A 26833-nucleotide genomic window follows, 5' to 3' on the forward strand; every position below is an offset into this window, starting at 1 on the left:
GATGGATAACCGCTGGTTGCTGGCCCGTGCGATCCGAACCGGCGGAAACACCCGTCAATCCCGTTGCCACCGCAGTCATTCTTCCAACCGCCGAAACCGCGCCGCTCCCGAACATCAACACGGGCACGGTCAGCAGGCTTCACCTCACCGAGTGAAGATCACCAACAGCATCAAGAAGCGCGGTCAGACCGAAGTGAGTCCTCAGACACAGGTCGGACACCGACACCGGTCCGCATTACAGCCCAGCCGTTTACGCCGTCACCAGCCTCACCGCTGAGCAAGCCAACCCCGCCCAGCTGGCGACCCTGATCCGTGATCACTGGCAGATCGAGGCCCTGCACCACGTCAGGGACACCACGTTCGCCGAAGACGCCTCACAGCTGCGAACCGGCAACGCGCCCCGGGCGATGGCCACCTGGCGCAACCTCGCCATCGGCGCCCTGCGGCTGGCCGGCGCGACCAATATTGCCGCCGCTCTGCGACACAACGCCCGCAACGCGGACCGCCCGCTCGCCCTGCTCGGCCTCAAGTGATCACGAAACGGACGCCCGCCGACTCCGCCGAAGCCCTGCGGGCCAGGGTCCGCCACCGCGCGATGTTCGGCGAGTGGAAGCTCCAAGCCGGACGACTGGAAGAAGCCTGCAGGGAATGGCACGGTGCCCTCGACGACTACCCGCACGTGCAGTCCGGCCGGGCCGACGACCGCTTCCGGGTCATGATCGCCGCCATCAAGCCCCACCTGAAGAACCCATACGCCCGCGAGCTGTACGAACGTGCCCGGCCGCTGGCTCACTCAGCTTGAGCGAACCGGCAGCGGCGCGACGGCCGCAGTTGCGATTCAGAGCGGCAATTTCCTTCAAGGCCGGTGGTCTCTGCGCTAGCCTGGCACGGCATTGATCCCTCACGCCGGATTTTGCCCTTCGGTGAGCTGGTACCACGGGCGATCTATAGGAGACTGAAATGGCCGCGGCAGACAGCACAGAGCTCTCCGTCAAGGGAGAGAGTCTTCAGCAGCTCTACAGCGACTACGGGAAGAACCGATTCCTGATCAATCGTCGGTACCAGCGGAAGCTTGTATGGACCGTCGAAGAGAAGGAAAAGCTCATCGACTCCGTTCTCAAGAAGCTTCCGATTCCACTCATCCTGCTCGCCGAGAGTCAGCATGAGGATATGGCGCGTCTTGAGGTTATCGACGGACTTCAGCGCCTCAATGCCATGTTCGCATTTATTGAGAATGAGTTTCCCGTTGACGGCAAGTTCTTTCATATTGAGACCCTGGCGGACACCAAGTTTCTCAAAGATGAAGGGAAGCTTGCTCAGCGGGAACCCGTCTGGGATCGCTCAACGTGTCGAGACTTCACAAACTATCAGCTCCCAGTATCGACCTATCGATCGGCGAGCGAGTCATCCGTGGATGAGGTGTTCCGCAGGATCAACTCATCTGGGCGATACCTGAGCCCCCAGGAGATCCGGCAGGCCGGATCGACTATGGAAATCTCCGGCCTGGTGCGACGGATAAGTGCGGCTATCCGAGGCGACTCGTCGCTGACAGATTATGTCAACCTGAATGACATGCCGAAGATCAGTATCACTAATAGGAATCTCAATTACGGAATCTTTGACGAAGAGATCTTCTGGATTAGGCAAGGGATTCTTTCGAATGACTCCGTGCGCGAGTCCCGTGATGAAGAACTTGTCCTTGACATCCTCCTCGATCTAATTTTGCGCCCACTTGCGTCCAGTGGGCTGGAGTACCGAAACGCCGCCTATGCCGAGGATCGTCCATCCTCCTCCACGTCATCAGGGCTAATCCGTGCAAGGCTGCTGACCATGGGGGCGAACGAAGTGGAGCGTCGCTTCATGGACACCCTCGACCTGATCAGGGAAACTCTTGAAATTGCAGGGGCGCCCTACTCCACTTGGACTGTTACGCAACAGAACCCACGTGGAATTCCGCGCCACTTCCACGCGCTATTCGTAGCCGTGGATCAGCTTCTCCATGAAGAGAACCTGGTACCCAAGAGTAAGAAGGAATTCTCTACAGCACTCAAGGGATTCTGGGATAGAGATCTGAGTATCCCCGGGGGAGGGAACTGGGGCGGCACACGGAAGACGTCTCTGATCGACGCGGTCAAGGGGTACTTGCGGCCCCATTTTGAAGCGACCAAAGATGAGCATAAGCTGCAGCTTCAAGAGCAGGCCTTCAGATTCGAGTCAACCTTGCGCATGGCGTTGACTGAAGAAGCGCTTTTCGAGCTAAAGCAGGGATTCTGTCAGCTTAATAAGCCGTCGGAGTTTGACGAGGGCAGCTTTGATAAGATCCTGAAGATCGCTAGTGCTATGGCGAACACTAGGGCTCAAGCCATGGGCGTGATCTTCATCGGGGTTGCCGACGATGCCAGCGACGCGGCGGCCATCAAGAGATTTGCAGGCGTCGATAGCCAGCAGCTGGACCAGTTTCATATCACGGGTACTCAGCATGAGCTTGACGCGCTCGGCAAGTCGGTTGACGAGTTCTTCCGGTGGCTGATCGACAAGATCAAGAACTCTAAGCTGGAGCCTCGATTTGCGGAAGCGCTCGCTAGTACATTGACGCCTTTCCGGTATCGCGACTACTTGCTCTGGAAGTTGGAGCCGGCCGCCATGTCATCCCCAGTCATGTATGACGGAAAGTTCTTCGTCAGGAATGGCCCGAATACAGATGAGGTGTTGGCGGGCGGCATGATTGAACTTGTCCGGCGCTTTCCTGCATCGTGAGCGTTGCTGGCTGATCCTTCCTCTCTTCGGCCAGCCGACGGACCGTCGACTCGGAGGGCAGGAGTCGTTTCGGCCTGAGCGGATCGGGGCGACACCGGGCTGTTCCACCACGTGGGCCGGGGCGTCGGCGATCCACTCGCCCACCGTGAGGAGCGAATTCGCCCCGGATACGGCGCACGTGGGTCACTCGGATCTGGCACCTCGGCCAGCCGCTCCAGCAGCCCCGGGACCTCGCCGGGCGCGGCCTGGGCGGGCTCGCAGAGCTGATCAAGGGCAGGCGGGATGAGGAATGATGCGTCGACCGGCATGGTCTTCCAGTCGGGCGGGTCACGGGGAGGACTCCATGATCTTGGAAGCCGTGCCTGTCTCGTCCCCCGGCTGCCTCAACCTGGCAGATCGTCATGAACCGGGTGTCCTGACTACGCCTACGCCAAGTTCAGTCGATACTCCGGGCGGTGCTGGACACAGGCCGTCAGATGTCCGGGTCAGGCCTGCTGTTCCTATCTTGCCGGTTCGAATATGGGCGAGCCGTCGTCGACTTCAATAGAAAGGGTCCCGTTCGCAGGTGTAATGGCGAGGAGCCTGCGCCACTCCTCAAAGTACCATTCTGAAAATTCCGAGACTCCGGCGTCCCGCTCGCTTATGCACTCAAATATCTTCTCGGTCGCCGCCACTATTCCCGAATAGCCTCCGGCTAGAATCTCATGATGTTCTGGTCGGCTGAAGTACATGCGTGCTCGGCGACCCCAGGTCTCGATGGCCTTGCTGCCGAGCGCGTAGCCGCCGGCGGCAGTCAGGGCGGAATGGAATCCAGTGTCGGCATAAATGAGTGAATTGACACTGAACGATGCGCCGGACTTGGTCACCTGGATCAGATATTCGGACCATGCGTCTAGAACGGAAAGGTCGGGCATCGGGTCGCGGCTCACTAGAGAACAGGCGGCAGGAATCTCAATTCGGTGGCGAAGCTTAGTCATCCGCTGGAGATCGGCGACGTGTACCGGCCAGACCCAGGCACCTTCTCCGGGAATCTGGCCTACGATGTTGTCTCGAGACAGCACTGCCAGGGCTCGCCGGATATAAGTCCGTTCAAGGCCTACGCTATCGGAAAGCCACGGCTCTGTTGCCGGATTATCAGGGCCCATTTCGAGCGTGCCCGCGACTACCAGTTCAACTATCCCCTCGATAGCCGCTTCGACCTTGTCCGGCCAATCAGCGAGCTTCTGGCTGTCGTAAGGCATATACATTATGGCTGCACCCCTCTGGGAAGTTGAGCTTCCGCCACTCGGCGCGCGGCAGCGACTCCGCTCTGAATTGCCGCCTGCATCCATTGGTGGAAGACCGCCACGTGTTCTCCTGCGAAGAAGATTCTGGGATCATCTGCCGGCAACGGCGCCTCAAGGTGTTGCTGATAGCGCCCGTATTCACCAGGCGAAAAGAATGCGTAGGCCCCGCCGCCGGGAGAACTGTGGTCGTCCCATGAGTAGGCCTCGAAGCCCAGAATTATTTCATCATCGTCCTTGAGCCACTTATGATAGCGCGAGACATTACTTACCACGAAGCGGCGTCGCTCGCCTGGGTCCAGGGATGCGAAGTGCTGTGCCGTCGGTCCGTACATGTACGCTGCCAGAAAAGCGCCCGGTTCATTCGACCTGTCCAGATCCTTCGGCAACCAGGTGCCGATCAAATCGGCGGGTTCGCCAGTCTCCGCATGTGCCGCTACCGGGCAGTCCCCGCTAACGGTGGCATCCTCCCTCGCATTGTCCGAAGGATACCAGGACTGTTGCGTTCCCAAGTCCGTGAAACTGGCCCCGCCCGCGAAGCCATCCTGAATCTCCCAATGGCGTTTGTTGCACAGGATCAATGCCTTAGCCGATGGCAGGTAGCTCAAGTTGGTAAGCGCCTCGAATTTATTCGGTCCCATCTGCGGGAAATCGATTCGCGCAGTTGCCGGCGCCGGGGCTGCGCATATTACATAGTCGAACAACCCGGCCAGCACCTGCGGGGGATTTCGGGTATCATCGCGCCAGGCTACGCGAACGCCTCGAACGTCGCCCTCGGCTGCCATCTCGACCTTGATCACCGTGCTGTTGAAGCTGATCGGCTCGCTGCAGCGGCTTTTCAGTCCATTGACCAGTAAGTCCATGCCGCCCTTGATTTCCCACTTGTCCGCATTCTGCAGCGCGACATTATTGATTAGCCACTGAGTAAATGCGGCTCGCTCAAATGGAAGATCCAATGTCAGTCTGCCGATGATCTCCCATTCGAGTTCCGTAAGGTGCGATCCGGGGTCCCCGTTCTCCCCGTGATCGGTCATGTACTGCCACAATGTCTGACGCTCGTATTCTGCCAGAACTTCCAAGCCTGCCTGGATCTCCGGACTGTTTGGTGTTGCGGTTCTGAAATCGCTGGAGAACATGGCCCAGAGCAATTTCTCGGGCAGGGCTGCTTTGGCTAAGCTCGCCATTTCTCCCATGATTGACCACGGATACTTGGTCAGATGTTCCCCCTGCATCCCTGCGCGCCTATGGCATCTGGTCATGAGCGACATCCAGTCGCCACGGCGAAATGATGGCCCTCCGTCAAAGTACAGAAATGCCTGCGCATTATCGGAAATGAAAGGCCGCTTCGTGAGCCCCAGCTCCCCGATGTACTCGTGCACCAGGGAGTGGTCATCTGGTATGCGCATGGCTCCGAGCTCGCCATAGGCGATTTCGTGACCGTCACTACCCATGAAGTGATGCGTATGGACCCGCCCGCCCGCGCGCTTCGATGCCTCCAGAATGGAAACCTTGTGGCCCAGGAGGGAGAGTTCGTAGGCTGCAGCTAGTCCTGCCAATCCTGCGCCGATCACACACACCTTCTTGCGCGCATTCTTGTCGTACTTGTGCAGCGGCCTCGTGGTGGTGAACAGGGCTCGGGATTCGAAGTTCTCAGCCCAGGAGATCCCTCGATAAGTGCTGTTCTCTCCGTAGGTCATCAGGACTCCAATCCCCGTTGCCCTGGCCAGCTCGCTCCTGCCATCTGCCGTCGATCCAGGTAAAGTCAAGGCTGGCCTGGCTCGCGTGTGGCAGTTGGGATCGGTCGGTCAGGGCTGAGATGCGGCACCTTCTCCCGTGGTACCTCGTGGTGAGATGCACGGCAACCTGAGGCAACGGACCTGCCTGACACATCCCGCGCGTAGGGCTCCGGCAGAGACACGCCGTCCGCCGAGGACGCCTCGCAACCGCGGAAGGCAACGCACCCCAGGCGATGATCTCCTAGCGCTACCTCGCCATGGGAGCTCTGCGACTGTCCGGCGTGACCAGCATCGCCACCACCCTGCGGCACAACGCCCGCAACGCGGACCGCCCGCTCGTCCTCCTTGGGCTCACGTGATCACGAAACGGACGTCACGCGACTTCGCCGAGGCCCTGTGTGGCGCCGGAGCAGATATCCGGCCATTCGGCGAACAGGGCCACCGACCTCTACGCCCTGGCCTGTGTGGTCTACGAGGCCATCGCCGGCGATCCAGTCTTCCCCCGCGACGCAGACACGGCGCTGATGTGGGCGCACAAGCACGATGAGCCGCCTCCCCTGTCCCAGAGGCGTCCCGGGATCACGCCGCGTGTCGATGACGTGATGCGGACTGCTCTGGCCAAGAACCCTGACAACCGCTACGGATCCTGTCTGGAATTTGTGGGAAAGCTGCGGGCTGTCGTTGGCGGGCCTGAGGTGTGCTCGCCTGACATGTGACTACTCCGCTCGCGGGTCATCAGGGTGGACATGAGGTGAGGTGAGGTGACCTTTCGGAGGCCGGCCAGGGAACGGCCTCGCCCCTCGCCGCAGTGCCGTCCCACTCAGAAGACGGGACGCGCCGCGTTCATGATCGGCTGGAGGTCCGAGGCGACGCTCCGCGACGGCTCCCCAAGATCTGTGCCAGAACCCCGGACTCATCGACATTGATCTTGCGATGGGTTCCGTTGCCCGGCGGCGGCGGTGTGAGCGCCGACGCCGAGGGCTTGCCGGGCGGCCCCGGGGCCCGGCCGGGGAGGTGGCCGGGAACCCGGGGGTGTCCGGGAACCCGGGGGTGTCCGGGTGCCGTACGGATCCGGGCGGCAGCCCGTCGTGCGGGCGGGCCTGACCCATGGCGCCAGGGGGAAGGCGTCACGAGGGCGGGGGCACGCTCCGGAAGCCCACCCCCCAAGGCGGCCTGGCCCTCCCCGGGCTACGGCATCAGGTCGTCAGCGTGGCCGTGGCGAGGGCCCCCTGAAGGATCCGACCTCGGGGCAGGGAGAGGTCGAACAGGCGGCCCAGGATTCCCAGCAGTGTGCGCCGCATCTGCTGTTCATCCTCTGCGCCTGTGTAGCCTTCTCGGCCGGTGACAGGCAGGCCGGACTCCGCTATGGCCGCAGCCACCCGCGCCGCCACCGTCGGGTCCCCGTCGATGCCGTCGTATCCCCATGACCCGTCCAGGTGCAGATTGAACGAACAGGCAAGGACTTTGTCGTGGTAGTACTCGAAGAACGGAGGCACGGGCTTGCCGTTGTCCTCTTCGAACTTCACCTGGAAGACGTGCGCGCCGCCCGCCGAGACCCGCGCCAGCTCGTTGAACTCGCCCCACCACGCGCCGTACATGACCGCGAACGACACGCCGGCGTGCTCGCCGTACCGCAGGTGCACGTCTTCGTCATCGAAGAGATCAGGGTTTGAGATCTCTTCGGCGGTGTGCTCGCCGGACGCCCGGCGGACAACGGCGGGCACCTCCTCGAAGGCCGTCGCCGCGAGCCGCTCCACCAGCTCGCCTGGGGTCACCCCTCGGGCCATCACCACGTTGTATCCGCCGAAAGGAATCCAGCGGGGTGCCGCGAGCCAGGTAAGCCCGGTCTCGGGTTCGAGGGGTTCGAGGGGAGCAGGGTCCTGCGTTCGATGAGTCATCCGGACATGATCCGGGATGCCACCGACAACCCGGCGCAGTAGGTTTCCCCCGCTGCTTAGACGGCGAGACGGCGAGACGGCGAGACGGCGAGACGGCGAGACGGCGAGACGGTGACGGCGGTGGCGCGCTCGCCGATCTCGGCATCCACTGGACATGAGTTGCCGGGATCCACGGACGGCTGCCCCCGTTCGGCAAACGACGTCTTTCCGAACACTCATGCAGCCTTGACCAGTGGAAACATCCTCCAGGCTCTACCGACCGGCAACCAGCCCCGCAGAGGTGAGACATAGAGTCGAGGGATGCGTGGACAGGGGTGGGCGAAGCAGATCGGTGCGGTGGCGGTGGCGGGCGCCCTGACGCTGGCGTGGGTACTGGTGGGGTGCGACTCGGTCATGGAGGCGATCGGGGAATCGCCGCCGACGGGTAGGGCGGAGCCCTGCCCAGAGGGCGGGGTGCGGCTGGCCGAGGGCGAGGGGAACGCGGCGATGGGGCTGCGGGTGGCCGACTTCCAGCTGGTCAACTGCGGTTCGGCGGCGTACCAGGTGGAGGGCTACCCGGAGATCCGGCTGCTGGACGGGGAGGACCAGCCCCTCCAGGTGGACATCGGGCACGGGACGAACGGCGTGACCACGCCCGACGCCGACGGGGACGCGCCACCACGGCCGGTGACGCTCCAGCCGGGACAGGCCGCCACGACGGCACTGCTGTGGCGCAACCTGGTCACCGACTCGTCCGTGCCCGCCGTCGAGGGGCGGGTGCTGGAGCTCGTCCCCAAGCCGGGAGCGCCCCGGCTGACGCTGCGGTTGAGCGCGCCCGTGGACCTGGGCGACACCGGCAAGCTAGGGCTGAGTGCCTGGTCGGCGCTCGCGCGCTGACCGGCGGCCGGGGGCGGGATCCGCCGCCGCACGGACCTGAGCCCGGGCCGTCAGGCCGGGGCGGCAGCCCTGTTCGCGGATCTACTGGGTGAGGCGGCAACCAGGGGTGTCCGGCGAAGCGATTGCAGTCACAAGATCTGCCGGACAGGACCTGAAGCCGGAGAGGCGTTCCGAAGCGTGGTGAAACCTCTGGGTGACGCCGCGCGACGTTGGGCGTTGTCGTACGCGTGCGCGACCATGCCGTCATCGGGTGGAAGAACACGGGGAGGGCTCGATGGGTGTGGGCTTGGTGAGGGACTTGGGCTGCCCGGATCGGCGCGTTGCCGCGGCAGAAGCACTGGCCAGGGGCGGGGAGGCGGCGGCGGAGGCCATTGTGCGTGAGCTGGCGGATGAATCGTCGCCCGTGGGATGGCGGGAGGCCGCTCCCGTGCTCCAGCGCATCGGGGACACGGCGTTCGACTACCTGCTCCAAGGGCTCCTCGACGCGCCGACCGTGGAGATGCGAGAAACGTTCACACGGTTGGGTGCGGGGTTCCTCGACCAGTACGCCACCGCGCTCTCGCATCCCTCGCCGTTCGTCCGCCGCCAGGCGGTGCTCGGGGTCCGGCACTGCAACGGGGCCGGCCTGTCGACCGTCCCCGCTCTGCTGCCGTTGCTCGGCGACACCGATCCCGAGGTCGCCCGAGAGGCGCAGGACACCTTGATGATGCGTGGCAAGGAGATCGAGGCGAGCCTTGTTCCTCTCCTCCAGCGGATCCGGCGGGAGGGACCCGGCCGGCAGCGTGCACGGGCGCTGTCCGTCCTCGCGGCGCTGGGCGGTGAGACCCTGCTGCCTGCCGAGGACGTTGCGGTAGTCGAGCGGCTCATCCGCGTGAAGCTCGCAGATGATCGGCCGACGGCGTCGTGGGCATGTTGGAACCACTGGATCGCCGTGCCGAGCGGGGACCAGGCCCGGATCATGAACACCCTGGGACTCACTGATCCGAGACCGGTGACCTTCGCGCTCGGCAACGACATCGTGGACTCTGACGGACACGACGCCGATCCAGGTAGCCACGACGGTTTCACCAGGGTCTTCGTCACCCCCGAACTCGACGGCTGGACCTTCGTGCTCGGCGCGTGGTGCGACCCCTGCGACGCGGAAAGGAGCGAGGACGTCCTGCGGCTCTGCACTCTGCTCAGCTCACGCTACGGACGCGCCGCGGCCTACTACTACGGCGCTCAGGGCGACGGCTCCGCTTGGCTGGTCACCGGACACGGCAAGGTGATCCGCCGCTACTGCGAGACCGGCGAAGGCGAGGATGAACTGCTGACCCTGGGCGATCCCCTGCCGTTCGAGCGGACGCGCCGGGAAGAGCTCGGCCTCCAGCCCGTATGGGACCCCGTGCTGGAGTCCGAGGACGACGCGGACGAATGGAAATGGGCCGCGTTCCATCTCGCACCGGAGATCGCCGAACATCTTGGAGGCAGCCCTCTCGGCATCGGACCGGAGACCGTCTCGCGTGGTGTCGGCGTCATCGCCCTGACCCCGTACGGGGTTGTCCAAGGTGTGCCGGCAGGCGCGTACCGCATCTGAGGAGCCTCCAGGCCATGGGCTGGGCGAGAGTCCAGCTCCTCCGTGGCGCGCGAGTGAGCGCGTGGTTGGCCAGACGGGCCAACTACGGGGTTCTGACCGCTCTTCCGTGACGAGTACGCCAGTCAGCGGGCAGTCACAGTGGGTTGAGGCGTTCAGTCGCACAGGCTCCGGGCCGGCCTTCCCCGAAGACGGCGCAGGCCCTGGCAGCGGAAATCCGGGTGCGGCGCGTGGGGCGGGGCTGGTATCTCCTGGGGAATGGAGCCGCTGCCGACCCGACGCCTTGTACTTCTCCCGCTGGACGCGGACCGGGCCCGCCGGCTCGCCGCCGGACAACCCGGTCCGGGCGACCGCCGGGCCGAGGGATACCCGGATGCCGGGGACCGTGCCGGGGCCGAACGGTACCTGCGAGTACTGGCCGACACGGGCGACCCCGCACCGTACGGGGCCTTCGAGATCCAGCGCCGCTCCGACGGGCTGCTGATCGGCGGCGCGGGATTCCACGGCCCTGCCGACGGGGAGGGCCGGGTGGCCGTTGGATACGGTCTGGTGCCGGCCGCGCGGGGCCAGGGTTACGCCGCCGAGGCACTGCGGGCCCTACTGGAGCACGCCCGGGCCCACGGAGCAGTCTCCGTGCTGGGCGACACCGACCGGGAGAACACGGCCTCGCGCCACGTCATGACCTCAGCCGGAATGCTCTCGGTCGGCGAGGACGAGCGGCTGCTGTACTACGCGGTGAGCTGGGCGCGGGCAGGGAGGGTCGGGGCGGCTGCGTGAGTCGGCCGCACCGCGCGCTCTTGTCAGAGGCCTGTTGGACAATCCGTTCCGCAGAAGCTCGGGCCCCGCCGGAGGCCCGCTGGGGCAGCTCGGTGCGGTCTGAAACATGACCAGGAGGACGGATTGGAAGATCAACGGGCAGCGGGCGACCTCACCCTGCGCCTTGATGAGCTAGCGGTCGGACTCGCAGACCCGGACTGCGACCTCGATGACCTTGCAGAGATCGAGGAGGAGCTCGTAGCCGCACGGCGGCGGGAGCTGATTCCGTACGTGGAGGCGCGTCTCTCCGCAGCCGTGGACGCGGGCAACTGGTACGGCCGTCATGTGCTCGCCCGGATTCTGGCCGAGACGGCCGGCCACACGTCCCTGGCCGCCCTGTTGCGGGCCTACTCCCGCGATCTGGGTGACGACCAGGACTCTCTCTCGACGACGCTCCATGTACTCGTGCAGGATCACCCGGCCGCCGCTCGCGAAATCCTCCTGCCGTGCGCCGTCGGCAACGATGCGGACCTTCGCAGGGCGGCGATCTGGCTGCTCGGATGTGTCCCCGAACACGCTGATCTCGACCTGCTGGCCCACGCTGCGCAGGACTCGGACGAAGAAATCCGCAGCGCGGTCGTGGGCACACTCGCCAGTCACGGAACAGAGACGGCAGCCATCGACCTGCTGTTGAACCTGCTGGACGATCCGTCCCCGCAGGTGCGCATCTCTGCGCTCAGTTCTCTCGGCTTCCTCCAACAACCCAGAACCCTGCGGAAGATCCGCCTGCTCGCGAACGACGACAACCCCCGTGTCCGAGCCTGGGTCGCGATCGCCTTGGGCCGCTTTTCCGCCCTGGAGCCCGCAGACCCCGCGACCTCGTCCGTGCTCGACCAGCTGGCAGCAGACGCCGACCCCTACGTGCGTGACCAGGCAACCGAGGCACGTCAGCGCGAGCCCCACCGCGGCACGACGAGCGGCCCCGGGGAAGATTCGGGATCCGCATCACCGTGAGGGAGGCGTGCGCTTCATGCGGTGGCCAGTTCCGTTACTGGTGGATGGGCTGTCCATGGGCGTTGGTCGCGGATGAGTGCCCATAGGACGTCGAGGCGGCGGCGGGCGAGGGCGAGGATTACCCGCTTGTGGCTCTTGCCCTCGGCTCGCCTGCGGTCCGCTCGCAAGGCGGCACACTCGACATCCACGAAGTCACCGGCCAGGCAGCCCTGCGCGCAGTCGGCCTGTTCGACCAGTTCGCCGCCTCTCCCGGCCCGAGAGCCAGGAGCGGCGCCTGTACGACCGCCACGAGACCCTGATATGCCACGACCAGGCAGGCGAGGACGACCTGAGCAGGCCCGAGATCGACCGCGGCCGGCTGCGCGCGCTCCTGCTGGACTCCCTGGCACCCGGCACGGTCCGCTGGGCCACTCCGTACAGGCCGTGACCCCATTACCCCGTGGTACCGCCCGCCTTCACCACCACGACAGCACGTGCGAAGACTTCGACCTGGTCATCGGCGCCGGTGGCGCCTGGTCCCGGGCACGCCCCGCGCTCTCCGCCGCCCCACCCGCCTACGCCGGTGTCACGTTGGTGGAGGCTCACTTCGACGACGTCGACCATCGCCACCCCGGAATTTCGCTCACCTGGTGGGTCGCGGCACCATGTCGGCCAAGGCGGGCCGCCGCAGCCTGGTGCTGCAGCGGACAGCAACGGACACGTCCGCGCCTACATCGACTTCCGCGGCCCCCAGGACTGGCACGCCGGCCTCGACCTCACACTCGCGCCCCGCTCACACCGACTGAGCTCGGCCGACAACGCACCCCCCCAGCTTCCGCCGACGGGAGCGCCACCAGGACAGACCGCGGCGGCGGATGGGTCCGCATGCGTGCCTTGGCGGGTTCGTCCCGTGATGGCTACGTGGGTGTCGTCTCTCAGCGTCGGGCCGCCGGCGGCGCCCTCTGCGCTGCGGAGGCCGGTGAGGAGGGTTCCCAGGGTCTGCGGTGTCAGGTCGGGTTGGCGGGGGCTGCCCGGCGTATTGCATCGGCGGGGTCTTCCAGCGGAGGTTCGGGCAGGCCGGGCCAGCTCGCCGCAACCCGGCGAAGCACCGGCTCCTCGGACGCCGCGCAGGTGGCGTACCAGTCGGGCGACAGCTCGTCGGCCGGCTCCGTGATCGGGCAGGTGCAGTCGCGACCGTGATCGACCACACTCCGGACCGCCTCGAATTCGGCCCAGGTACGGATGGAGGGCTGGAGGCGGGCACGCATCCGCACGTCCTCGTCCGGATCCTGCCTCAGCTCCGCCGCCGGCCCCAGGTCGGGCCGGGTGGCGACCAGCTGCCCGACGACCGCGGGTGACAGGGCACAGGTGCCGAGCACGAACCACGCGCGGCGTGATCCGATGGGCGGCAGCTCGGCCTCCACCGCCTCCCCGTATCTGCTACTGCAGACTCGCCGGATGAGAGGATGTCCAGCCCACGTCTCAGCACCAGCGGGTGTGGCGGCACGGGTTCCAGCCGTGACCGTCGGAATCGTTCGAGTCGCCCGAGTCCTTGGGGAGGCCGTCGGGGAAGGTGTGGTTGCGGTTGCGGTCGCTGGGATAGGGGTCGCGGTAGTCGGGGTCGCCGTCGTCGTCGCGGTCGGGGAGTATCGCTGAGGCGCCGGTCCCGCGGTGGGATTCCGGGCAGCCGTTGGCGGGAGAAGACAGGTAGAGCGTCACATCCGTGTTGTTGCGGATCGGTTCGCCGTCTGCCGGGTCGTGGGCGCACACGCGCCAGGCGTCGTACTTTCCCTCGTCGGGCAGTGTGTCGTTGACGTAGGCCGTCCGGGCCCGGACGCGTTCGGCGGGCACCCCGAGGGCGACGACCTCCGGGTGTGCCTGCGCCCAGGTCTTCCCCACCAAGTCGGGCATGGTGGGCAGGGGGAGAGGGCCGCCGTCCTGGGTCGGGCACGGATCGCCCCGGTGTACCGCGCCGAGTTCGACCGTGGGGTACGCATCGATCCCGGTCCCTGCCTCCTTCTGGAAGCAGACCGTCCACAGCCCCCGGGAGCTGAACTTGATGGTCTCGTCCCCGTCGGACGCGTCGTGGAAGACAACCCTGGCACCGGTCTTGGTGATCCTGCTGTACGCGACTTCCAGACTCTGGCCCCGAAAGTCCTGCAGCGGCCTTCTCGACACCACGGGTGCAGCGGACACCGTGGGGGCCGCCGCGACGGGAGTGCCTTGCAGGGCTGCCGGGTGACCCTGTGGCCCGTTCTTCGCAGGAGCAGGGGCGACCGCGCCCAGCAGAGCCCCGGCGGCGATCGTCGCCACCACCTTGCCCTGCTTCGGCCAGGGATTGTCCAGCCACAGGGCGACCAGGGCGGCTGCCAGCGCGACCAGGCCCAGCCCGGGCGCGATCAGCCCGCAGATTGGCACGGCGGCGATGAACCCGATACGGGCCGGATTCGTCCGCCACCACCCGGTCGGGGCCGAGTTCTGCGGTTGGCGCGGCGGCTTCGACAGCTCGGGGGCGGGGAGTGGGCCAGACAAGAGGGTGCCCTTCGTGCTCACGTGATTGCGTGCACGCATCGTACGGACGTGGCACGGGGATGCCCCGGCCGGCCCCGACGACGGAGACCCGGCCGGGTCCGGAGTCAGGGTCGTCCCCTGGCCGCCCGGCCTCGCCCTGCTCGTCCAGGTAGCCGCACTCAGGCGGAACGTACGGTCCGTCGCCCAGGCCGTCTCTTTGGTCAGTGTCGTGCCCAGATGAGGACGGCGGCGAGGTGGAGTGCTGCCTGGCAGGCGATGGCGAGTTTGTCGCATCGTGTGGCCAGGCCCCGCCACTGCTTGAGGCGGTTGATGCAGCGTTCGACGCTGTTCCGCTGCCATGAGATCTCGGCGTCCTCGCCGCAGGCGGTGGCCGATCTGGTCGGACGGCTGCGGGATGACCGCGCGGATCCCGCGTCGTCGCAGGTGGGACCGGATGGTACGGGAGGAGTGGGCCCGGTCCGCGAGCACGGCCAACGGCCGGGTTCGGGGCCTGCCGGGCCCGCTGCGTGGCACGCGGATGCGGGGCGTGACCGCTTCGACGGCGGTCAGGGTGTTCTGCCAGGTACCGTCGACGGCCCATCTGATCAGCCGTTTGCGGGCGGTCTGGAACGGGCCGAGCTCGTCGGGCAGGTCCCGCCAGGGCGAGTTGGTGCGGTACTTCCACACTTCCACGCAACGGCCTCAGGCGTTCGGCGGTGATCAGCACACCGCCGTCCACGGATCGGATCGGCCGGCATCAGCGGCTCGATCCGGACCCACATCGCATCAGTGATCACGAGTCGGGCAGACACATCCGATCAACTGACCAACCCATCAAAGAGACACGTGTTAGCCAGGAGACCCCGGCCGGCTGCTCCCGCGGGGCAGTCGGGCCCTGGTCAGATCGTGACCGGGCCGTGGGCGGTGGCGAACTCGACCGAGACCAGGCCCGGTTCCTCATCCTCGATCCAGGTGACGTCGATCTGGTCGAGGGGGTGGTCGGCCGGTTCGCCGAGGAATTCGGCGATGGAGGGGGCGTCGCCGGCGATGGAGACCCCGTGGATGGTGGTGGAGGTGCGCGGGTCGGCGCTCGGGCGCTCCTCGATGGGGACCAACCACTGAAGGAAGTAGGGCAGCTGCGCGTCCTCCAGCAGTTCCAGCAGGCCGATCTGCTTCCACCTCAGGTCGAACCCGTCGGGGCGGACGCGGTGGCCCTCGGCCGAGGTGCGGCCGAGGCGGGCCTCGACCGGGGCGATGTCCTCGACGGAGACCACCCAACCGAGCCAGCCGCCGCCCTCGGCGGCGCGGCGCGCGACCGCCTGGCCGAAGGGTGCGCGGTCGGCGGCGGGGTGGTCGAGTGTGGTGACGACCTCGACGTAGGTGCCGCCGCTCAGCGGGAGAATGAAATTGCGGGTGCCGAATCGCGGGTGCACGCCCCCGTCGACGAACCCGGCGCCGAGGGCCGATCCGATCCACTGGACGGTCGAGACGAAGCTGTCGCGGGCCACCGCATAGGACACGTGATCAAGTCGCACCGGACCATCATCACCCGACAACCCGCCCAAATCCCGACGACACGCCCGCCGCCCCGGCCGCGTCCGCCGCGGACTCAGCCCTGGAGCGGATCGATCATCGTCATCCCGGTGGGGGAGGCCCGGTCGAAGCCGGGCAGCAGCGCTGCCGCCTCGTCGAGGCCCACGACCCGCTCGATCAGCCGCTGCGGGGCGAGCGCTGCTGCCACAGGATTTCGATCCGGCATGCAGCACCATGCGCACCGCACTTCCAAGAGACAGGCTCTAGGGCGTGTTGTGAAAGTGCCGGTCCCAGGAACCCGGCAGCTCCGCTGTCCGAGGTGAGGCTGTACCTCAGTGATCACATTGATGCATACTCTCCGTGTTCATTCAGATACTCATCGTGATCATTCTGGAAGGGACCGCCCATGAGCGAGCCGCAGGCTACCGAGAAGCAGATCCGCGAAGCCCTGGCCGCCGCCGCGCCCATCATCCTGGCCCCCGGCCCCAAGGAACCGCCCACCCAGATCCCGCCTGTCCCGAGCGACGTCTGGGACCTGCCGGGCGGTACCGCCTGGGTCTACTACGCCCAGGGCGGTGCCGGGCTGACCAGGCCCGTGATCGTCGCGGACGGGTTCAACATGGGGCCGAGCAACATCGACATGCTGTGGCAGGGCCTGGACTGGGGGGAGTACGGCTTCTTCAGCGAGCTGCGCGGCCGCGGCCGCGACGTCATCGTCGTCGGCTTCCACGAGCGCAGCGCCGCGATCCAGCAGAACGCGGACGCCGTGATCGAAGCGGTCCACCGAGCCTGCTCCATGAGCCAGGGTGACCACCGGCTCGCCGTCGGCGGTTTCAGTATGGGCGGCCTCGTCACCCGGTACGCCCTCGCCAAGATGGAGTCCCAGCGGGTCGACCACCGGACCGGCCTCTACTGGTCGTACGACACCCCGCACCGTGGCGCCTGGATCCCTATCGGCCTCCAGGCGTTCGCGCACTACTCGCGGAAGCTCAACGACGGGTTCTCCAACCAGATCAACAGCCCGGCCGCCCGGCAGCTGCTGGCCTGGCACATCGAGGAGTGGGACGGCAAGCCCCGCGTGGACGAACTCCGCGAACAGCTCCTCGCCGAGCTGGAGCGGATGGGCAACTGGCCCGCGATCCCGATGAAGATCGGCGTCGCCAACGGCGTCGGAAACGGTCAGGGCAACGGCATCAAGCCCGGGGACCACACGATCGAGGGCAAGGGCCTGACCATCGTGGGCACCCACCTCTACGCCCAGCGCAGCGGCGACAACCAGATCGTCGCGAAGCTGCGGCTGGTGACCCCGCCGCCGGCCAAGGAAGTACCGACCGACGACCTGCCCGAGATCGACGGGGCCCCCGGCGGCACCCTGGAGGGCTTCGGCATCCTGGCCGACAAGCTCAACGAACAGCCCCCGGTCCTCGGACTCAAGACCAACGCCCCCATCCGTCACCACTCGTTCGTGCCCTCCGTCAGCGCCGTCGCCATCCGCGACGTCACCACCAACGCCGACCTCTACGTCGACATCGACGGCCTCTCACCGGAAACGAGCGAGCTCGATGACTTCCGGCTCGCCTCAGAGAACCAGCCGCACACCCTGATGACCGAGGAACTCGGCGGCTGGATCGTCGAGCAGATCGAGAACCTGGGCTAGGGCCTCTGGTGAGGGAGGATGCTGGCCGTGAATGATCACGTGTCGTGGAGTGTCGAGATCTGACGAACGGCCACTGGGCCCGGCTTGAGCCGCTGCTACCGCAGGGCATCAAGCCGGGCCGTCCGCAGGTCTGGACACGGCGGCAGCTGATAGACGGCATACGGTGGCGGACCCGGACCGGCGCCCCGTGGCGAGACGTTCCGGAACGATATGGGCCGTGGCATCGGGTCTATGACCTGTTCCGGCGCTGGCAGCGGGACGGCTCCTGGACCCGGATTGTCACCGAGCTTCAGGCTCAGGCAGACGCGAAGGTCCTCATTTCCTGGGCCGTGAACGTCGACTCGACCGTCTGCCGGGCTCACCAGCACGCCGCTGGTGCGGTGAAAAGGGGGATCTTCAGAAGGAGCCACCCGGCGGGGTCTTCGTCGAGCCGACCGATCACGCGCTCGGACGCTCCCGGGGCGGCCTGACCACCAAAATTCACCTCGCGGTCGAGCAGGGACAGAAGCCCCTGTCAGTCGTCATCACGGCAGGCCAGCGGGGTGATTCCCCTCAATTTGAGCAGGTCTTGGAGGCGATTCGGGTTCCCCGGATCGGACTCGGCCGACCGCGCAAGCGCCCGGACCGGGTACGGGCCGACAAGGCGTACGACTCCCGCAGGAACCGCGCCTACCTGCGCAGACGCGGAATCAAGGCAACGATCCCGGTTCCTGCGGACCGCGTTCGCAACCGCCAGAAGCTCGGCTCCCATGGTGGCCGGCCTCCAAAGTTCGACAAGACCGACTATCGCGAACGCCACGCTGTGGGGTGCGGGATCAACCGCCTCAAGCGCCACCGTGCAGTCGCAACGCGATACGACAAACTCGCCGTCCGCTACGAAGCGACAGTACCGATCGCAGCCATCAACGAGTGGTTGTGACCAGCACTTTCACAACACGCCCTAGCCTTCGGATCATGAGTTCCGTACAGCAGATCGATTCGTTCGGGGAAGAGGCTCTCCCGCAGCCGACGGGAACCTGGTCCCTCATACTGGGCACCGCCGCTGTCGCGGCCATCGGCTGCCCCCTGCTTCCGGGATTCGTTCCGAACCTGCTCCGCTACCTCCCTGTCTACTTCATCCTGCCCTTGGGGATCTGGGCGGTCGTCTCGGGAGGCATCGCCCTGCGACGTGTGCGCGGCGACGAGGGAGCCAGTCGTATCCGGGCGCGGGCCGGGATCGCCCTCGGCACGGTGGCCGTCGTGACGGCGGTGGCCACCATCCTCTGGGCGTGCTTGGCACTGCGCCACATCTGAGAGTGACGGCCCTGTAAGGGCCCTCGCCATACGGGCGGTGTTCCGTCGGTAGACCGCAGCTCCTCGTGCCGGCCGACTGCGCAGACGCCAGCTCGCGCAGCACCAGCCCTTCTACTGGGCCCATTCCAGGCCGAGTTCGCCGAGCCCGGTGCTGCTGCTCCTCGTTCAGCCGGCCCCAGTCCCGTGGTTGGGCGGCGAACCACCTTCCGACGTCCTCGCCGTGCCGGGTCACTGCGGGGACGGCGACGGACCGGGCGGGCGCCTTCGTCGAGTGCCGGTGCGGATGGCGCACCGCCACCCGGTACCGCCTGGACTGGGACACGATCGGCGACCAACCTCCGCACGAGGCGGACGCCGGCCTCACCGGACCGCTCGCGGACTGGACGGCGCACCTGTCCGTCGTCCGCGATGCGGCCGTGCCGCCGCCCGCGCCGCTGCCCGTACCGCTGCCCGCGCCGCTGCCCGTACCGCTGGCCGCGCCGCGCGCCGCCGGCATGTCCGCCGATACGCCGGCCACCGCGCTCCGGACCATCCGCTTCAAGGCCCTGGTCCTGCCCCTGACCGCGCAGGGCAGGTAACGGCCCGGGTCGCCGATTGCCGGTCGCTCGGAAGACCACTCCGGCACAGTGCGTCAGTAGCCGGTGCCGCGCTTGACCTGGGTCCGCTCGATGCTGTGGGTCGCTCCCTTGTCGTCCAGCGTGCGACACGCGTCGGCGATGTCCTGGGTCAGGCGGTCGATCTGTTCGCGGCTCAGGGTCTCCTTGACCAGGGCGCGCAGGATCTTCACCCCTTCCGCGTTGGGCGGGAGGGTGTATGCCGGCACCATCCAGCCCCGCTCGGCCGAGAGCTGCCAGGCGATGTCGGACTCGTCGTAGGCGTGCTTGCCGGCGAGACGGAACGCGACCAGCGGCAGCTGCTCAAGGTCGCTCCCGATCACTTCGAAGCGGCCGCTGCTGCGCAGGTTGTCCGCCAGTGCGCGGGCGTTCTCCTGCATCGCCTTCATGACGTAGGTGTAGCCCTGGCGACCGAGCCGCACGAAGTTGTAGTACTGCGCGAGCACCATCGACGCACCGGTGGAGAAGTTCAGCGTGAACGTCGCGTCGGTCTTGCCCAGGTAGTTCTCGTAGAAGACGAGGTCCTTGGCGAGGTCGGCCTCTTCGCGGAAGACCAGCCATCCGATGCCGGGGTAGACCAGTCCGTATTTGTGTCCCGAGACGTTGATCGAACGGACCTGCTCAAGCCGGAAGTCCCATTTCGAGTCCGGGTAGAGGAAGGGCCAGACGAACGCGCCGCTGGCGCCGTCGACATGGATCGGAATGTCGAGGTCCCGCTTTTTGCGAACGTCCCGCAGGAGCTTGTCGATCCCGACGACATCGTCCTTGTGGCCGGTGAACGTGGTGCCGAGGACGGCGACGACGCCGATCGTGTTCTCGTCGAGGTGGGGCTCCACGTCCTCCGGGCCGATCGTGTACTTGTCCTCGGCAAGCGGCACGATCCGCGGCTCCACGTCGAAGTAGCGGCAGAACTTCTCCCACACGACGTGGACGTCACCCCCGAAAACCAGGTTGGGCCGGTCGATCGAAAGGCCGGCTGCCTGGCGGCGCTCGCGCCACTTCCACTTCAACGACAGCGCGCCGAGCATGATCGCCTCGGACGAGCCCTGGGTCCGGCATCCGGTCGTCCTGCCGGGCGCGTGGAAGAGGTCCGCGAGCATGCGCACGCAGCGCTGCTCGATCTCGGCGGAAATCGGGTACTCCGCATGGTCGATGAAATTGCGGTGAAGGTTCTCGGCGATCAGCCGTTGAGCCTCCGGCTCCATCCACGTGGTGACAAACGTGGCGAGGTTGCGCTGCGGGTCGCCCTCCATGGCGAGATCCACATCTACGAGCCTCATCGCGTCCGTCGCGGCCATGCCTACTTCGGGGAAGGTCTCCGAGGGAGCGGGCACCGTCAGGAATCGGTTGCCGAACAGAGCCGAGTCGTCGCGCTTGGTCATGCTTCGATTCAACAGCGCCGGAGCCTGCCGCGGTCGCGGGACACACCGCGCGGCCGGCGCGGTCGGCCCGGTATCGGAGCAGTTCTGGTGCATCCAGGAGGGTGACCCCAGCGGCGACGGCCGCTGCTTGGACAACGGCATCTCGACGGAATCGCGGTGCTCCTCCAGGGAGAGCCCCAGTCGGGCCATCATCGCCTCCGCGTCGGTGCCGACCTCGGTGGCAATCGACCCCAACCACTCCAGGAGGGATGCCCGCAGCGGATACGTCGGGCCGTGTTCGTCGCTGTGAAGGCCAGTGTCGGTGCGTGGGGCGCTGAGGATCGCTCCGGCATGCAGGGCTGCGGGCACTGTTGCCGAGTAGATCGTGTTCTGGTGATGGACTGGGTCGTGGAGGTGCCGGAGAGCCTGGGCCTGGGCTTCTGACCCGTCTCACCGAATGTTGACCCGTCTCATCGAATGTTTGGCCACGGTCTGAGCTGTCGAGCGGGTCAGGCTGTCACCGGAGCACGGAGGCTGCATCGTCGCTCTGGGCCAGGTAGACGGTCACGATCGCGGCCACAGCGTCGACTTCGATCGGTCCAGTGATCCTCAGCCAGACCAGTTCGGGCAGGTCCTCGGAGCGATCGAGTCGGCCAACCGCCTCGGCGGGCCAAGGCAACGGCAGCTTCGGCAGGTGGACGAGGGAGATCCCGTCGATGAAGGAGACGCCCAGTCCGGGTTCCCAAGGGCGGACCGAGTGGAGATGGGACAGCGAGATCACCACATCGGGCTTCCACGGCCCCTCGCGCAGCCACACGTCCAGCGTGTTGTCCTTGCGGTCCTGGTCGGACTCGTGCAACCGGCGCCCGGCGAGCGCGGCACGCTGATCACGAACGGGGGACTGAGCGGATGGCCTTTCGCAGTGCGAGCCGAAGTGATGCGACGGCTTCTTCGGATTCCTCGCGTCCGCGACTCTGGTGGCTACGGCTGGGCGACGGAGCGGCGTCGCCGGTGCGCGAACGACCTGGCTTCGGACGTCACCCTCGTCGGCGCAACGGCACGCTCGAACCGTCAGATGAGTGACCAGGACCCGGCGACGCGGATGCCGGCGCCGGCGGTGCACTGCCGGTACCTCGGTGAGTGGGTGGCGACCAAGCACCGGTGGGGTCTGGCGGTGGATCAGGCCGAGCGGGAGGCGCCGCTGTCGTACGCGGCCGGCTGTCCGCACGCGAACCTCGCCCTCGAACGGGCCGCCTGACCGGAGCCCGGACGGGGAACGGCGGCGGTCACCGGAATGGTGACCGCCGCCGCCGTTTCCGGGAGCGGTACGCCTGCTCCGGGTGGGCGCGACCGCCCGGCCGTCTTCCGAGGGAGGCTCCTTGCCTGTGCTGTCGGCAGTCGTAGCTGCTGCGGTCGGCTGCGGCTACGAAGGTGATGCCGCTGCCGGGCGGCAGGGCTGTGGTGGCTGACGGGCTGACGGGCTGACGGGCTGGTGGTGCTGCCGTCGCCGAGCTGTCCGTGCGGCGAGGGTGCGGCCGGCACCGGGTCTGGATCGGTCACGGGGGCTGGGGGCTACCGGGTTTCGCGACCGGGAGCCGGCTTGGTCCGGGGCCGCAGTCGTTCGCCCTGCGGCCCGAACAGGATCAGGTACTCGACCGGCCCGCCTGGGCCGGCGTTCGCCACCCCGTGCGGGGTGCGGGTGTCGAACTCGGCGACATCCCCGGCGGCCAGGACAAGATCCTGGCTGCCCAGCGCGAGCCACAGCCGCCCGTACAGCACGCACAGCCACTCGTATCCCTCGTGGGAGACCTGCCGGGGCCGCGCGGGCGGATCCTCGACGGCGGGCAGTACGTGCTTGTGGGCGTGCAGGCCGCCGACGTACCGGGTGAGCGGCAGCACCGCCTTGTCGTCGCCGAAGCTCAACGGCGCCGAGGCGCGCGGCTCGGCCACCGGGGCGGGTGCGATACCGGCCAGCTCGTCCAGGGAGATGCCGTACTCCTTCGCCAGCTGCAGTACCACTTCCAGGGTGGGCTTGCGCCGACCGGTCTCGATCCGAGACAGCGTGCTCGGCGAGATGCCGGTCGCACAGCTGATACCGGCGAGCGTGGCGCCGTGTTGCTCGCGCGCTGCTCGCAGCCTGGGCCCCATCGCCGCCGGCGTGCCGTCCAGGTCGTCGCCTGTCACCGTTCCCGCTCCTTCCACACGCACCAATCCACCGCCCTGTCCTGCGAGCTTGCCAGAATGGCAACGCTGATCGCGTCGGGCGGCCGCCGCGCCGCATGATCGACGGGTACCCGCGTCCGCCCGCGAACCGAGGAGAAGCCCATGCAACCCGAGCCGACCGCCGAGCTCCGCCACCGCACCATCGAGACCCCGGCCGGGCGCCTGCACCTGGTCGAGCAGGGCACCGGCCCGCTCGTCCTGCTCGTGCACGGCTTCCCCGAGTCCTGGTACTCCTGGCGCCGCCAGCTCCCCGCCCTCGCCGCCGCCGGCTACCGGGCGGTGGCGATCGACGTACGCGGCTACGGCCGCTCCTCCAAGCCCGCCGCGACCGACGCCTACCGGATGCTCGACCTGGTGGAGGACAACGTCGCCGCGGTGCGCGCCCTCGGCGAGGAGAGCGCGGTGGTCGTCGGCCACGACTGGGGATCCAGCATCGCCGCCTCCTCCGCCCTGCTCCATCCGGAGGTCTTCCGCGCCGTCGGACTGCTGAGCGTCCCCTACGCGCCGCCCGGCGGCCCCCGCCCCACCGACGTCTTCGGTCAGATCGGCGGCCCTGAGCAGGAGTTCTACATCTCCTACTTCCAGCAGCCCGGCCGCGCAGAAGCGGAGATCGAGCCCGACGTCCGGGGCTGGCTCGCCGGCTTCTACGCGGCGCTGTCCGCCGACACCATGCCCGCCCAGGGCGAGCCCGACCCGCACTTCGTCGCCCACGGCGGCCGACTGCGCGACCGCTTCCCCGCAGGCAAGCTCCCCTCCTGGCTGAGCGAGGACGACCTCGGCGTCTACGCCGCGGAGTTCGAGCGCACCGGCCTGACCGGCGCCCTCAACCGCTACCGCAACATGGACCGTGACTGGCAGGACCTCGCCCCCCACCGCGGAGCCCCGATCAAGCAGCCGTCCCTGTTCATCGGCGGCACCCTGGACGCCTCCACCACCTGGATGGCCGACGCCATCGACGCCTACCCCTCCACCCTCCCGGCCCTGTCCGCCTCCCACCTGCTGGAAGGCTGCGGCCACTGGATCCAGCAGGAACGCCCCGACGAGGTCAACCGCCTGCTGACCGACTGGCTCACCGCCCTCCAGGGCTGAACCGTTCACGCCGAGCACCCGGCTGGACCCGGACACCCCCCACGGGGGACCGCGCCCCGCGACCTCGCCGCAGAGCTCCCGGCACGCTTGTCCCTTCCCCCAAGAGCAACCTTGCCGGCCTGCTGGACGGTGCCTGGTGGCCCTACTCGCGTGACCTCGAAGCCGACTCCCCGCTCTCGCCGCCGCTCTGGACGAGACCTGGGGGCGCATCACGCGCGTCAGCGTGAACCCCAGCCGCTGGCCGGTCGTCCCGCGCACGGTTGCCGTGGCCGGGCGCGTGCTCCACGTGGGCTGGTTCACCGAACAGGACCCCGACAAGCTGATCCTGCTCTCCTACACCGTCGGCCGCTGGGACCTCCTGGTGATCCCGCCCGAGACCGAGCCCGCAGCCGCGGCCCGCCTGATGGCCGCCGCCGCGATCCCGGGCAGCGTCCTGGCCGCAGGCGTCCTGATGGCCAACGAAATGGTCATCGGGCGCGGCATCCGCGACGCCCGCCGCCGGGAAGCCACCTGGGAGGACGAGGGCGGGGCCTGCATGCCCACCTTCGGGGAGCCGATGGGCCGATCCGCCCTGCCGCTGCCCGGAAACGGCTGGAGGCGAGCGACATGGAGACCGTCGTCCTCGTCGCGCTGATCATCCTGGCAACCGGTATCGGAATGCGCTGGATCCACCTGCTGAACGCCCAGCACGATGCGCGGATCGAGGCCTACCGCTTCAGTGACCCCCTGCCGAGGCCTCCACGTCTACCGGACGACACCGGTCGTCGAGCCCACCACACGGGTGCCGGCCGGTGAGGAACAGAGACCTTCCTCCGACCGGGGCAGCGGGCGGGGCGCCACGGCGCCCCGCTCCGCGGCCGCTCGCCCACTCCGAAAGGGAACACGCCTACGTGAAGTACATCGAGACCCAGACACTGCCGTCGCTCGGGCACGCCGAGGTCCGGATCATCGCGCACACCCCGGAAGCCGCCCGAGCGGTCGCGGAAGCCCTTCGCGGCTGCTTCGCCGGGCCGGAACAGCGCGGCCATCCCGGCCTCGACGGCGACACCCGCCTCCGAAGGCAACCGCCATGAGCGAGGGCGTACCTATCGCAACCATCACTTCCTCGCCACCCGCTTCGCCAAGCAGGCCCTCGCTCCCCAGGACTCTGGCGCACGCTGGTGCTCCTCGGTCATGCTGCGGGAGCTGAGCCCCATGATCGGACGGAGTCCCGCATGATCGTCTTTGAAGTCCTCCAGGGTGAGCTCGTCGACGAGCTGAACCGCCAGGCCGCCGAGGCCGGCATCACCGACGCGGCGGTCGTCTCCCTGATCGGGGCCGCCGACTCCTTCACCGTCTCCACCATGCCCGAAGGCGACGCGCTCAAGGACACCATCACCAAGTACGACCTGCCCGGCGAGATGACCGGCACGGGAGAAATCCGCAACGGCTCCGTCCACCTCCACGTCGTCATGGGCGTCGAAGGCGACCGCTCCATCGCCGGACACCTCCACGAGGCGGTCATCGGCACCCACTTCGCCCGCGCCTACGTCATTCCCGTCACCTGACCCGGCGTTGGGGTGTCCGCACTCGGCCCCGGCACCGCCTTGTCCGGGCCCGGCTCACTCTCCCGGCCGCCGTCGTCATCGTCGAGTCGACGGCGGCCGGGTCACGCAGCGGCCGCAGCCCGTCGACCGGCTGGGAGGCGGTGAAGTTGTAGCGGCCCAGGACGTTCACGTTCTTGTGCTTGAGCGGGGACAGCCGGGATTCCTCGTCCTTGTCATCGACCCCAGGTGCCGTGCACGGGCGTCAGGTGGTGAGGAAGGAGCGGAGGGCGTTTGCGAAGTCGTCCGGGGCGTCGTGGTGGACGACGTGTCCGGCCGCGAGTTCGACGCGGTGGACGGGGCCTGGATGTCGGGCGTGCATCTCGCGGGCGTGGTCGGGGGTGATTTCGTCGCTGTCGGTTCCGTGGACGAGGAGAGTCGGACAAGTCAGGCTGGTCCAGTCGGCCCAGTGGTCGCCGGTGAGGGCGTGTTGGGAGGCGATGGTGTCGTCGGCGTCGAAGGAGAATCCCCACCCGTCGTCCTTCTTGCGGAAGGAACACTCCAGGTAGGGGGCGGCGGTTCCGAGTGCTTGGGTCAGGGCTTCCCGGGTGGGCTGCGGTCCGGGCAGGCGGCGGGTGAAGGCGGTGTCGATGTCGACGACGGCGCCGATGTCCTCGACGGCCAGGAGGGTGACGCGCTCGGGGTGGCGGGCGGCGTACTGATAGGCGTTGACCCCGCCGAGGGAGTGTCCCACCACCGGCAGCGGGCCGAGCCCGAGGTGGTCGTGGAAGGCGGCCACGTCCTCGACGTAGTCTTCCCGGCCGTAGGAGTCGGCGCGGTCGGATTCCCCGTGCCCGCGCTGGTCCAGCGCCAACACCCGCCAGTCCGGGGAGAGTGCGGCGGCCAGGGGAGCGAACGCGGTGGCCTCGTTGTAGTGCCCGTGCAGAGCGAGCAGGGGCCGGCCGGGCCCACCGAAATCGAGGTAGGACAAACGACGGCCGCGGTGAAGGAAGGAATGACGCACGCCTGTGATCCTAGAAACCCACGCCTGGTCGACAAGCACCACCTCCTAATGACGTTGTCAAGCTGCGACTGTGACACGGAGTTCGCGTTGGAAGCACCGTCCGTCACGTATGAGTGCCCACAGGACGTTCACC

27 protein-coding genes and 4 pseudogenes are annotated in these 26833 nt (G+C 67.4%); 18 read left to right on the forward strand and 13 right to left on the reverse strand.

The window, feature by feature from the left end:
* Positions 1–242: 242 nt before the first annotated feature.
* The 3 genes and pseudogenes from ACFY0D_RS35265 to ACFY0D_RS35275 all read left to right on the forward strand — a co-directional run.
* Positions 243–533: pseudogene (locus tag ACFY0D_RS35265) on the forward strand (ISAs1 family transposase); the annotation flags it as partial.
* Complete coding sequence (locus tag ACFY0D_RS35270) at positions 530–802, forward strand: hypothetical protein (RefSeq protein WP_390801997.1); 273 nt, start codon at positions 530–532, stop codon at positions 800–802. The pseudogene ACFY0D_RS35265 and the gene ACFY0D_RS35270, both read left to right, overlap by 4 nt.
* Positions 803–960: 158 nt before the next feature.
* Entirely contained in the window at positions 961–2757 is a 1797-nt protein-coding gene (locus ACFY0D_RS35275; protein ID WP_390801998.1) for a DUF262 domain-containing protein, read from the forward strand.
* Between the two features lie 500 nt (positions 2758–3257).
* On the opposite strand, the gene ACFY0D_RS35280 is transcribed toward ACFY0D_RS35275, so the two are convergent.
* Complete coding sequence (locus ACFY0D_RS35280) at positions 3258–3998, reverse strand: hypothetical protein (RefSeq protein WP_390801999.1); 741 nt, start codon at positions 3996–3998, stop codon at positions 3258–3260.
* 5 nt (positions 3999–4003) lie between these two features.
* Positions 4004–5737, reverse strand: a complete 1734-nt coding sequence (locus ACFY0D_RS35285; RefSeq protein WP_390802000.1) for a flavin monoamine oxidase family protein — start codon at positions 5735–5737, stop codon at positions 4004–4006.
* 437 nt (positions 5738–6174) lie between these two features.
* Here ACFY0D_RS35285 and ACFY0D_RS35290 point away from each other — a divergent pair, with 437 nt between their 5' ends.
* Positions 6175–6492 (forward strand): hypothetical protein, encoded by a 318-nt coding sequence (locus ACFY0D_RS35290; RefSeq protein WP_390802001.1) that lies wholly within the window; start codon positions 6175–6177, stop codon positions 6490–6492.
* A gap of 480 nt (positions 6493–6972) precedes the next feature.
* Here the strand turns inward: ACFY0D_RS35290 and ACFY0D_RS35295 are convergent, their stop codons facing one another.
* The gene (locus ACFY0D_RS35295) at positions 6973–7569 is read right to left on the reverse strand and encodes a hypothetical protein (RefSeq protein WP_390802002.1); all 597 of its coding nucleotides are present in this window, start codon (positions 7567–7569) and stop codon (positions 6973–6975) included.
* A gap of 405 nt (positions 7570–7974) precedes the next feature.
* Between ACFY0D_RS35295 and ACFY0D_RS35300 the strand changes: the two genes are divergently transcribed.
* The 4 genes from ACFY0D_RS35300 (at position 7975) to ACFY0D_RS35315 (ending at position 11893) form a co-directional block, all read left to right on the forward strand.
* On the forward strand, positions 7975–8550 hold the full coding sequence (locus ACFY0D_RS35300) for a DUF4232 domain-containing protein (RefSeq protein WP_390802003.1): 576 nt from the start codon (positions 7975–7977) through the stop codon (positions 8548–8550).
* A 427-nt stretch (positions 8551–8977) separates the two neighbouring features.
* On the forward strand, positions 8978–10126 hold the full coding sequence (locus ACFY0D_RS35305) for a HEAT repeat domain-containing protein (RefSeq protein ID WP_390802004.1): 1149 nt from the start codon (positions 8978–8980) through the stop codon (positions 10124–10126).
* 255 nt (positions 10127–10381) lie between these two features.
* On the forward strand, positions 10382–10900 hold the full coding sequence (locus tag ACFY0D_RS35310; RefSeq protein WP_390802005.1) for a GNAT family N-acetyltransferase: 519 nt from the start codon (positions 10382–10384) through the stop codon (positions 10898–10900).
* 123 nt (positions 10901–11023) lie between these two features.
* Positions 11024–11893: a HEAT repeat domain-containing protein gene (locus ACFY0D_RS35315; RefSeq protein WP_390802006.1), complete on the forward strand. Its 870-nt coding sequence runs from the start codon at positions 11024–11026 to the stop codon at positions 11891–11893.
* A gap of 986 nt (positions 11894–12879) precedes the next feature.
* Here ACFY0D_RS35315 and ACFY0D_RS35320 read toward each other — a convergent pair.
* The 6 genes and pseudogenes from ACFY0D_RS35320 to ACFY0D_RS35345 all read right to left on the reverse strand — a co-directional run bounded on the left by ACFY0D_RS35320 (position 12880) and on the right by ACFY0D_RS35345 (position 16124).
* Positions 12880–13296 carry a hypothetical protein gene (locus ACFY0D_RS35320; RefSeq protein ID WP_390802007.1) on the reverse strand — a complete coding sequence of 139 codons (417 nt, stop codon included), beginning with the start codon at positions 13294–13296 and terminating at the stop codon, positions 12880–12882.
* A gap of 58 nt (positions 13297–13354) precedes the next feature.
* Complete coding sequence (locus ACFY0D_RS35325; protein ID WP_390802008.1) at positions 13355–14404, reverse strand: PASTA domain-containing protein; 1050 nt, start codon at positions 14402–14404, stop codon at positions 13355–13357.
* A 200-nt stretch (positions 14405–14604) separates the two neighbouring features.
* Positions 14605–14926: pseudogene (locus tag ACFY0D_RS35330) on the reverse strand (transposase); the annotation flags it as partial.
* A gap of 84 nt (positions 14927–15010) precedes the next feature.
* Positions 15011–15076: pseudogene (locus tag ACFY0D_RS35335) on the reverse strand (hypothetical protein); the annotation flags it as partial.
* A 206-nt stretch (positions 15077–15282) separates the two neighbouring features.
* Positions 15283–15918, reverse strand: coding sequence for a VOC family protein (locus tag ACFY0D_RS35340; protein WP_390802009.1), 636 nt, complete (start codon positions 15916–15918; stop codon positions 15283–15285).
* A 74-nt stretch (positions 15919–15992) separates the two neighbouring features.
* The gene (locus ACFY0D_RS35345) at positions 15993–16124 is read right to left on the reverse strand and encodes a hypothetical protein (protein ID WP_390802010.1); all 132 of its coding nucleotides are present in this window, start codon (positions 16122–16124) and stop codon (positions 15993–15995) included.
* 198 nt (positions 16125–16322) lie between these two features.
* Here ACFY0D_RS35345 and ACFY0D_RS35350 point away from each other — a divergent pair, with 198 nt between their 5' ends.
* From ACFY0D_RS35350 to ACFY0D_RS35365, 4 genes are all read left to right on the forward strand, one after another.
* Positions 16323–17573, forward strand: a complete 1251-nt coding sequence (locus tag ACFY0D_RS35350; RefSeq protein WP_390802011.1) for an esterase/lipase family protein — start codon at positions 16323–16325, stop codon at positions 17571–17573.
* A gap of 44 nt (positions 17574–17617) precedes the next feature.
* Positions 17618–18492 (forward strand): IS5 family transposase gene (locus ACFY0D_RS35355; RefSeq protein ID WP_390802012.1). Its coding sequence is split into 2 segments (ribosomal slippage): positions 17618–18011 and positions 18011–18492, totalling 876 coding nucleotides; the frame shifts between segments, so codons are not numbered across the junction.
* A gap of 35 nt (positions 18493–18527) precedes the next feature.
* Positions 18528–18866 carry a hypothetical protein gene (locus ACFY0D_RS35360; RefSeq protein WP_390802013.1) on the forward strand — a complete coding sequence of 113 codons (339 nt, stop codon included), beginning with the start codon at positions 18528–18530 and terminating at the stop codon, positions 18864–18866.
* A 416-nt stretch (positions 18867–19282) separates the two neighbouring features.
* Positions 19283–19444, forward strand: a complete 162-nt coding sequence (locus ACFY0D_RS35365; RefSeq protein WP_390802014.1) for a hypothetical protein — start codon at positions 19283–19285, stop codon at positions 19442–19444.
* A gap of 53 nt (positions 19445–19497) precedes the next feature.
* On the opposite strand, the gene ACFY0D_RS35370 is transcribed toward ACFY0D_RS35365, so the two are convergent.
* Both ACFY0D_RS35370 and ACFY0D_RS35375 read right to left on the reverse strand, forming a co-directional pair.
* Positions 19498–20862, reverse strand: a complete 1365-nt coding sequence (locus ACFY0D_RS35370) for a glutamate decarboxylase (protein WP_390802015.1) — start codon at positions 20860–20862, stop codon at positions 19498–19500.
* 496 nt (positions 20863–21358) lie between these two features.
* Positions 21359–21700 carry a hypothetical protein gene (locus ACFY0D_RS35375; protein ID WP_390802016.1) on the reverse strand — a complete coding sequence of 114 codons (342 nt, stop codon included), beginning with the start codon at positions 21698–21700 and terminating at the stop codon, positions 21359–21361.
* Between the two features lie 216 nt (positions 21701–21916).
* Here ACFY0D_RS35375 and ACFY0D_RS35380 point away from each other — a divergent pair, with 216 nt between their 5' ends.
* Positions 21917–22099 carry a hypothetical protein gene (locus ACFY0D_RS35380; RefSeq protein ID WP_390802017.1) on the forward strand — a complete coding sequence of 61 codons (183 nt, stop codon included), beginning with the start codon at positions 21917–21919 and terminating at the stop codon, positions 22097–22099.
* 314 nt (positions 22100–22413) lie between these two features.
* Here the strand turns inward: ACFY0D_RS35380 and ACFY0D_RS35385 are convergent, their stop codons facing one another.
* Positions 22414–23025, reverse strand: coding sequence for a helix-turn-helix domain-containing protein (locus ACFY0D_RS35385; RefSeq protein ID WP_390802018.1), 612 nt, complete (start codon positions 23023–23025; stop codon positions 22414–22416).
* A gap of 141 nt (positions 23026–23166) precedes the next feature.
* Here ACFY0D_RS35385 and ACFY0D_RS35390 point away from each other — a divergent pair, with 141 nt between their 5' ends.
* The 5 genes and pseudogenes from ACFY0D_RS35390 (at position 23167) to ACFY0D_RS35410 (ending at position 25700) form a co-directional block, all read left to right on the forward strand.
* Positions 23167–24153: an alpha/beta fold hydrolase gene (locus ACFY0D_RS35390; RefSeq protein WP_390802019.1), complete on the forward strand. Its 987-nt coding sequence runs from the start codon at positions 23167–23169 to the stop codon at positions 24151–24153.
* Between the two features lie 87 nt (positions 24154–24240).
* Positions 24241–24787: pseudogene (locus ACFY0D_RS35395) on the forward strand (DUF5994 family protein).
* Positions 24760–24948 carry a hypothetical protein gene (locus tag ACFY0D_RS35400; RefSeq protein ID WP_390802020.1) on the forward strand — a complete coding sequence of 63 codons (189 nt, stop codon included), beginning with the start codon at positions 24760–24762 and terminating at the stop codon, positions 24946–24948. The pseudogene ACFY0D_RS35395 and the gene ACFY0D_RS35400 overlap by 28 nt, the downstream one beginning before the upstream one ends.
* Before the next feature lie 95 nt (positions 24949–25043).
* A complete protein-coding gene (locus ACFY0D_RS35405) occupies positions 25044–25226 on the forward strand; it encodes a hypothetical protein (RefSeq protein WP_390802021.1) in 183 nt (60 codons plus the stop codon).
* Positions 25227–25367: 141 nt separating this feature from the next.
* Positions 25368–25700, forward strand: a complete 333-nt coding sequence (locus tag ACFY0D_RS35410) for a PCC domain-containing protein (RefSeq protein WP_390802022.1) — start codon at positions 25368–25370, stop codon at positions 25698–25700.
* A gap of 241 nt (positions 25701–25941) precedes the next feature.
* Here the strand turns inward: ACFY0D_RS35410 and ACFY0D_RS35415 are convergent, their stop codons facing one another.
* Positions 25942–26700 carry an alpha/beta fold hydrolase gene (locus ACFY0D_RS35415; RefSeq protein ID WP_390802023.1) on the reverse strand — a complete coding sequence of 253 codons (759 nt, stop codon included), beginning with the start codon at positions 26698–26700 and terminating at the stop codon, positions 25942–25944.
* Between the last annotated feature and the right edge of the window lie 133 nt (positions 26701–26833).

The sequence above is a fragment of the Streptomyces sp. NPDC001502 genome (assembly GCF_042894785.1).
GTDB lineage: Bacteria > Actinomycetota > Actinomycetes > Streptomycetales > Streptomycetaceae > Streptomyces > Streptomyces kutzneri.

Coding starts and splice junctions, on each gene's coding strand:
- ACFY0D_RS35275 (WP_390801998.1), top strand. CDS start 961: ATGGCCGCGGCAGACAGCACAGAGCTCTCCGTCAAGGGAGAGAGTCTT.
- ACFY0D_RS35280 (WP_390801999.1), bottom strand. CDS start 3,998: ATGCCTTACGACAGCCAGAAGCTCGCTGATTGGCCGGACAAGGTCGAA.
- ACFY0D_RS35285 (WP_390802000.1), bottom strand. CDS start 5,737: ATGACCTACGGAGAGAACAGCACTTATCGAGGGATCTCCTGGGCTGAG.
- ACFY0D_RS35300 (WP_390802003.1), top strand. CDS start 7,975: ATGCGTGGACAGGGGTGGGCGAAGCAGATCGGTGCGGTGGCGGTGGCG.
- ACFY0D_RS35310 (WP_390802005.1), top strand. CDS start 10,382: ATGGAGCCGCTGCCGACCCGACGCCTTGTACTTCTCCCGCTGGACGCG.
- ACFY0D_RS35350 (WP_390802011.1), top strand. CDS start 16,323: ATGAGCGAGCCGCAGGCTACCGAGAAGCAGATCCGCGAAGCCCTGGCC.
- ACFY0D_RS35360 (WP_390802013.1), top strand. CDS start 18,528: ATGAGTTCCGTACAGCAGATCGATTCGTTCGGGGAAGAGGCTCTCCCG.
- ACFY0D_RS35370 (WP_390802015.1), bottom strand. CDS start 20,862: ATGACCAAGCGCGACGACTCGGCTCTGTTCGGCAACCGATTCCTGACG.
- ACFY0D_RS35380 (WP_390802017.1), top strand. CDS start 21,917: ATGAGTGACCAGGACCCGGCGACGCGGATGCCGGCGCCGGCGGTGCAC.
- ACFY0D_RS35390 (WP_390802019.1), top strand. CDS start 23,167: ATGCAACCCGAGCCGACCGCCGAGCTCCGCCACCGCACCATCGAGACC.
- ACFY0D_RS35400 (WP_390802020.1), top strand. CDS start 24,760: ATGGAGACCGTCGTCCTCGTCGCGCTGATCATCCTGGCAACCGGTATC.
- ACFY0D_RS35410 (WP_390802022.1), top strand. CDS start 25,368: ATGATCGTCTTTGAAGTCCTCCAGGGTGAGCTCGTCGACGAGCTGAAC.